This window comes from Methanosaeta sp. UBA356 (assembly GCF_002496465.1).
GTDB lineage: Archaea > Halobacteriota > Methanosarcinia > Methanotrichales > Methanotrichaceae > Methanothrix > Methanothrix soehngenii.
Genome location: NZ_DAKC01000142.1, coordinates 1 through 6,076, shown reverse-complemented (window position 1 = coordinate 6,076; position 6,076 = coordinate 1). Strand labels below are relative to the sequence as shown.

At 53.1% G+C, this 6,076-nt stretch carries 6 protein-coding genes; 2 read left to right on the top strand and 4 right to left on the bottom strand.

The annotated features are described in order from the left end of the window. Positions 1-214: 214 nt before the first annotated feature. Together BP727_RS13540 and BP727_RS13535 are read right to left on the bottom strand one after the other, a co-directional pair. Positions 215-1,297, bottom strand: a complete 1,083-nt coding sequence (locus tag BP727_RS13540; protein WP_013720533.1) for a COG1361 S-layer family protein — start codon at positions 1,295-1,297, stop codon at positions 215-217. Positions 1,298-1,374: 77 nt separating this feature from the next. Continuing rightward, positions 1,375-2,178, bottom strand: a complete 804-nt coding sequence (locus BP727_RS13535; protein WP_269798817.1) for a 2-amino-3,7-dideoxy-D-threo-hept-6-ulosonate synthase — start codon at positions 2,176-2,178, stop codon at positions 1,375-1,377. A gap of 251 nt (positions 2,179-2,429) precedes the next feature. Here BP727_RS13535 and BP727_RS13530 point away from each other — a divergent pair, with 251 nt between their 5' ends. Then, positions 2,430-3,458 (top strand): sulfurtransferase, encoded by a 1,029-nt coding sequence (locus BP727_RS13530; protein WP_013720531.1) that lies wholly within the window; start codon positions 2,430-2,432, stop codon positions 3,456-3,458. A 53-nt stretch (positions 3,459-3,511) separates the two neighbouring features. On the opposite strand, the gene BP727_RS13525 is transcribed toward BP727_RS13530, so the two are convergent. Both BP727_RS13525 and BP727_RS13520 read right to left on the bottom strand, forming a co-directional pair. Next, entirely contained in the window at positions 3,512-4,468 is a 957-nt protein-coding gene (locus tag BP727_RS13525) for an NAD-dependent epimerase/dehydratase family protein (RefSeq protein ID WP_013720530.1), read from the bottom strand. 62 nt (positions 4,469-4,530) lie between these two features. After that, positions 4,531-5,310 carry a sulfide-dependent adenosine diphosphate thiazole synthase gene (locus BP727_RS13520; RefSeq protein ID WP_013720529.1) on the bottom strand — a complete coding sequence of 260 codons (780 nt, stop codon included), beginning with the start codon at positions 5,308-5,310 and terminating at the stop codon, positions 4,531-4,533. A 295-nt stretch (positions 5,311-5,605) separates the two neighbouring features. Between BP727_RS13520 and BP727_RS13515 the strand changes: the two genes are divergently transcribed. After that, the gene (locus tag BP727_RS13515; protein WP_048133378.1) at positions 5,606-6,058 is read left to right on the top strand and encodes a Tfx family DNA-binding protein; all 453 of its coding nucleotides are present in this window, start codon (positions 5,606-5,608) and stop codon (positions 6,056-6,058) included. The last annotated feature ends 18 nt before the right edge of the window (positions 6,059-6,076 follow it).

Below are 6,076 nucleotides of genomic sequence, written 5' to 3'. Positions count from 1 at the left end.
GGCCTGGGAGCATTAGCTGCCCTAATTAGCATGCGCTATATCAAGTCCGATGATCCGCAAAGAAAAGGGGAATAAGATCAGGCTCTTAGCTGAATTATGTGGGTGAGTTAAGGCAGAGAATATGGCCTTTTGTTCCTCTGCGCCTCTGTGGTTGGGTCAGAGCATCGCGGTTCACCACAGAGGCGAAAAGATACAGAGAGTTTCCGATTCAATTTCACCCATGCAAAATAGCGAGGAGCCTTTTCTTTTTGCCAAAGTCGCTCCTGCCTGACCCATTTCGCTTGAAATTCTTGAAATAAATGTATGCCGCCGCCAGGATGAGAATAATGAGAATGCCAGCAAAAAAGAGCATCCATGCCTCAAGATGAGAGTCCTCTTCTACCATCACCAGGAGAGCAATATCCTCCCGCCTCTCGCTACCCTTGCCTATCTGGTCCATATCCTCCCCGGGTGGTGAAATCCGGTAAGAGATACTGCAGGGAAGGGGAGCGTATCCGGACGTGGTATTGCCCTCGGTGAGAACCATGAGTTCAAAGGATGCCTCAGATCCCGCCTCGAGGTCCTTATAGTTTTGTTTTTCATCCGATTCATTTACCAATTCATCCCCTGCCCGGAGGAATGGCGAATTGGCTCTTGCCTCCAGCCGGAGGTCAATGGCGGCCTCGTCCCCCTCGTTGGCCACCACAACCTCAAGCTCAGTTGCCTCCCCCGGCCTTGCCGCTCCTTCGATCTCCTGTATCATTATCTTCGGCCCGAGGACCACCTTGACCGGCAAAGGCAGCTGTTCGGATAGATCCTCATAGACAAATATGATGTCAGGGGCTATGTCCTCGCTGGAGATCGAAACCCTCTCCAGGCGAGAGTAGCTCAGCCTGAGCCTGGCGGGATAGATGCCCACCTCTGCCCCCTCTGCCAGGGCCATGAACTCCACCGTGGTGTTCTCACCCGGACCAAGGGAGCCGGCCATCTGGGGCCCGGACAAAACCCTCACCCGCTCGTCATCGCTAACAAGCTCTGCTGTAATTCCCCTGGCTTTTGCCGGATCAAGATCCAACTCTTGGGATTCTTGTCTCTCGGTGGCTTGTGCAGTAGCATTGTTATGCAGCAGGACGTACAATGTCGAAGGGCCATTTGTATCCAGCCTGCCATAGACCGAGGAGATATCCAGATCGGGACGCCCGTTCTCTTCGTCCTCTGCAGAAACGGAATATGAAAAAGAGACAGCCGCCAGGAGGAATAAGAAGAGAATAACCGCTGATGCTATCCTTGAGATCGAAACATTCCCTGGCCCTTTCATCGAACTAATGGAGGCTTTTAGATCTTTTTATATTTGCTGGCCCCTCCGGCTTTAAGTTGAATGGCCTCCGCAGGAGGTCAGTCTTTTATAGATCTCTCTAAGGATGCCGCCTCTTCCGCCTTGAGCCCTTTGTGCACCACCCCGCAGATCCTTCTGGTGATCAGCTCGGGATCCTGGTGCTGGAAGACGTTCCTCCCAATGGCAACCCCCCGCGCTCCTGAGGCGATCGCCCCCTCCACCATGCGGAGCAGGTCCAGTTCCGTCTCCACCTTGGGGCCGCCTGCGATCACCACTGGAACCGGGCAGCTATCGACCACACTGGCAAAGCTATCCGGATCTCCTGAGTAGTTGGTCTTGACGATATCCGCCCCCAGCTCCGCACCCACCCGGGCAGCATGGGCGATGCTCTCTGCAGAGTACTCGTCCTTGATCTTTCTTCCCCGGGGGTACATCATCGCTAAGAGAGGCATGCCCCATTCCTGGCAATGGCGGGAGATCTCGCCCAGCGTGGAGAGCATTCTGCTCTCGTCCTCTGCACCCACATTGACGTGAATGCTAACCGCATCCGCTCCGATCTTTAAAGCCTCCTCCACCGTCGCCACCAGGACCTTGTTGTTCGGATCAGGTCCCAGAGCAGTGGAAGCGGAAAGGTGAATTATCAGGCCGAGATCCCGGCCGTAGCCTCGATGGCCGAAGGTGGCCGCGCCCTTGTGAACCACAGCAGCATCCGCTCCCCCCCGAGCTACGGCATCGGCGATGTTCTTGACGCTCTTGATTCCCTTGATGGGTCCAACGGTAACCCCGTGATCCATGGGTATTATGACTGCGTTTCCGGTACTGCGGTTGAATATCCTCTCCATACGTATCGATGTTCCTCTCAATCTCGGCAACTCCTAAGTCGTGGCTTATTCAGCGTTTTTGTTTGATGCGCATTTTAGTACATTATAGTATATTACACTGCTACAATGAGCAATATTGTGTATTTATAGTTTCTGTTAAGGATTTGGGAGGATGATCTGGCGATGATCAATGGAAGGGGGGAGGAGGAGGAGCAAAGGCGAAAGGCAGGGGTGGGCAAAGGATTAGCAAGCCTGAAATAGTGGAAAAAATCCATACCTTCTGAGTGATTTGGATGGGTTTGGGTGTATCTGGTCAAAAGCAGCAGCGAGAGATTGCAGGAACTGCTTTTTTCATATCCCTGCTGGCAGCCACTTCTCTGATTATCCTATTTGGCACTGCACTGGCAGGCACGGAGACAGGGGAGTTCTGTCCCGACTGCCCGGACTGGACGAACCTGGATGGCTGGTATGCCCAGAAGGAATCCTATGAGAACAGCATGCTGAGCCCAAGTCCTCCTGTCGAGCAGAACATGCCGAATTCACAAGCCCAGGCCGAATCGAATACCATTGAAGATAAGTCTGCCGATTATCCTGTAGCTTCGATCCTCACCCGGGCGAATCTGATCGAAAACGATCGAATTGTTCTGGATGTGCGCTCTGCTCAAAAGTACCAGGAGGGACATATCCCAGGCGCTCGCAACCTTTACTGGAAGGACCTGCAAAAGGATGGAGTCCTGGATCCGATCCTGGCCCAGGAGGCTCTGGGCCAGGCGGGAATAATCGCAAGCGATCGGCTCCTCATCTATGGCGATTCCAGCGATCATGGTGCACCCTTTGTCTTCTGGGCCCTCTCATACCTGGGGCATGAGGACATCAGCCTGCTTGACGGAGGAATTGATGCCGCCCTGAATGCAGGATTGGATCTGAGCGCAAATGCACCGTCTATTACGCCTACCAACTACACCAGCCACGTGGTGCCAGGGCTCCTGGTAACTCCCGAGAGTCTTGATGGCCTGCTTGGGCTATCCGATATCAGCATTCTGGATGCGCGGGACTTTTCTGAGTACGGCAAGAACAGAATCACCAATGAGGCCATGCCCCTGAGCCTGGATAGGATCTATAAAGATTCAGGGATTAAAGATGCCAGCATCCTGGAGGATCTATTCGGCAGCCGGCTGGATGAGTCCGGGACCGCCGTGGTCTACGGGACGCCAGAGGCCTACAGCCTCTTTTTCAGCCTGCGGCTCATGGGCTACAATGCCACTCTGCTGGAGGGCGACTGGTGGAAGGAGACCAGGTGGGCAGTTAGCAATGTGAAATAATCCAGCTGAAAAAAAGGGCTGGCAATTTTTTATCTTTGTTTATATCAATTTCATCAATCATCCTTGAGAAGCGCCCTAACCGCCACTTCCAGGGCCCTGGCCGATCCCAGCTCTGGACTCCAGCCCAGCCTTTTGATCTTCTCAATGGAGAGAAGCATCAGTTTTACGTCCCCCCTCCAGCCCCGGCCATCGATCCCACCGGTGTAGTTATACTCGACCCTATCAAGGCCCATCTGCCCGACCACAATATCTGCAATCTCGGTGACATCCACCGAGTCCTCAGATCCTATGTTGAAGACATTGACCTCGCCCGAGGAATGCTCGACTGCATGAATCATGGCCCGGATGCAATCTTTCACCTCCAGATAGGACTTGCGTTGCTTTCCTGAGCCCAGGATCTCCAGCTTCCCCGAATTCTCTCGTAGCTTTCTGATGAAGTCCACCAGCACCCCATGTGTCCCCCGCTCGCCCACGATATTAGCAAACCGGTAGATCCAGGACTGCATCTGGAAGGTATGGCAGTAAGAGGAGATCAGCGCCTCGCAGGAGAGCTTGGAGGCTCCATAGAGGGAGATGGGCAGAAGCGGGCCGTAGTCCTCTGGAGTGGGGACCTGTGCCGCCTCGCCGTAGACGGTGGAGGTGGAGGTGAATGCCATCTGGCGCACGTCATTTTTTCTCATAGCCTCCAGGAGATTGTAGGTTGCCAGCACATTCTGCTCCAGATGAACATGAGTGTCCTCTGACCCCAGCTTCACATCGGGATTGGCGGCCAGATGGAAGATGAAGTCCTTTCCTGATACTGCATTATCCAGAATTTTGGGATTCATGAGGTCGCCTGTTAGCAGATGAAAATCAGGAATATCCCGATAAGGCTCGAGGAACTCGATTCTTCCTGAACTGAAGTTATCCAGCACTGTCACCTCATTATCCAAAAGCAGCCTTTCCACCAGGTGGCTGCCTATGAAGCCTGCACCTCCGGTGACGAGGATGGATCTATTCTTTAGCATCATCAGATGAAGCTCAATTCAGCTTAATCAAGATTGTGGAACTTCCTGTGGGAGAGGATCTTAGATTATTTATTCAGATTCTCGATGACGATTCCTGCCGCTTTTTCGCCTGATTGGAGCATGCCTCCGAAAATAGGCCCCATTCTCGGGCCGCCGCAGACGGCAGCAGCAGCCATGCCTGCCACAACCAGGCCAGGGTAGACTTCCTGCGTCATCTCCACCACGGTTCTCTCACCCACTTCCGCCCACATGGGCTTCTCGCCCTTTACCCCATCTATGCCGATGATCGCTCCCGGAATTTTGCGTGCCACCACCCGGCAGACCGATGCCTCATGGCCTGTGCCGTCGATGACATACCTGGCTCGAATGCAGAGCGGATCAACGTGAATCTGAGCCATCTCTGCTGCAGTCCAGTTTATGACCAGGCCAACCACCCGATCCTGCTCACGAATCATTACATCCTCAACTGTGACCAAATTGACGATCTGTGCGCCTGCATCAATTGCCCTAGCCGTCAGCTTGGCCACGGTCTCTATTGAATTTGCAACATAGTATCCCTTGCAGTGCTCATGATATCGGATGCCATACTCCTCAAGTATGCGAATTGCCGCCTGCTGTACTACGATCCTGGGAAACATCATTCCGCCGCCCCATAGACCGCCACCGACGGAGAGCCTTTTCTCAAAGAGCACTGTTTTGATATTCGCCTCGGCCAAACGCTTGGCCGCTACCAGATTGGCGGGTCCAGCACCCACTAATGCTGCCTCTACCTCTGTATTCTCCAGAAAGCTCTCTAGATAGCCTTCAACAATGGCCTTCGTGACCATAACCTCATCCAGAGACATAGTGCCTCTGCTAGTGGGCGATAAATGATAAAGATAACCCTTATCGGCTCGAAGTGTCCATTATTGCTAAATAATGCGGGTCTTGGGATCTAGAAGCCTCTGGGGGGGCTGCCCTTCTGCAGGATATCAAGAAGGTTGTAGCTGTCGATTACCTCCTGAGGTGCATGGCTGGACAGAGGACTGCGATTATCCTAGTGATGCTATGTCAAAGGATAAAAGGATGAATATATCTTCTTATACCTCTAGTTTCTGAGATGATAGGATGATTTTTGAACACGAAGAAGGTGCAGAAAAGATGGATGATTCGGAGAGGTCAGATACAGAAGCTGAAGGATCTTCCTATTCATTTCTGACCAAAAGGCAGCTTGCGGTGCTGCAGATGCGCCATCAGGGCCTCTCTCAGCAGGATGTGGCCGATCGGCTGGGGACCACCCGCTCCAATATCAGCATTCTGGAGAAGAGGGCTCACAAGAATATTGCCCGGGCGCAGAGGACCGTTCAGCAGTGGATGATGATTCGCGCCCCGATCTCTTTATTCGTAAAGGAGGGAACGGATGTCTTCGATATCCCCAGGATGATCTTCGCGGCTGCCGATGAAATGGGTATTAAGCTGCATGTGACATCGATGGACATACTGGTCCAACTGCGGCGAAATGAGCCCCGTCTCTTCCATAAGAGAGTTTTGGGGAGGGATGTCCGGATCTATATGAAAGAGAACGGGGAGACGATGGTTGAGGTAGCAGAGTGACTGCTCCCCGCCCTAAAG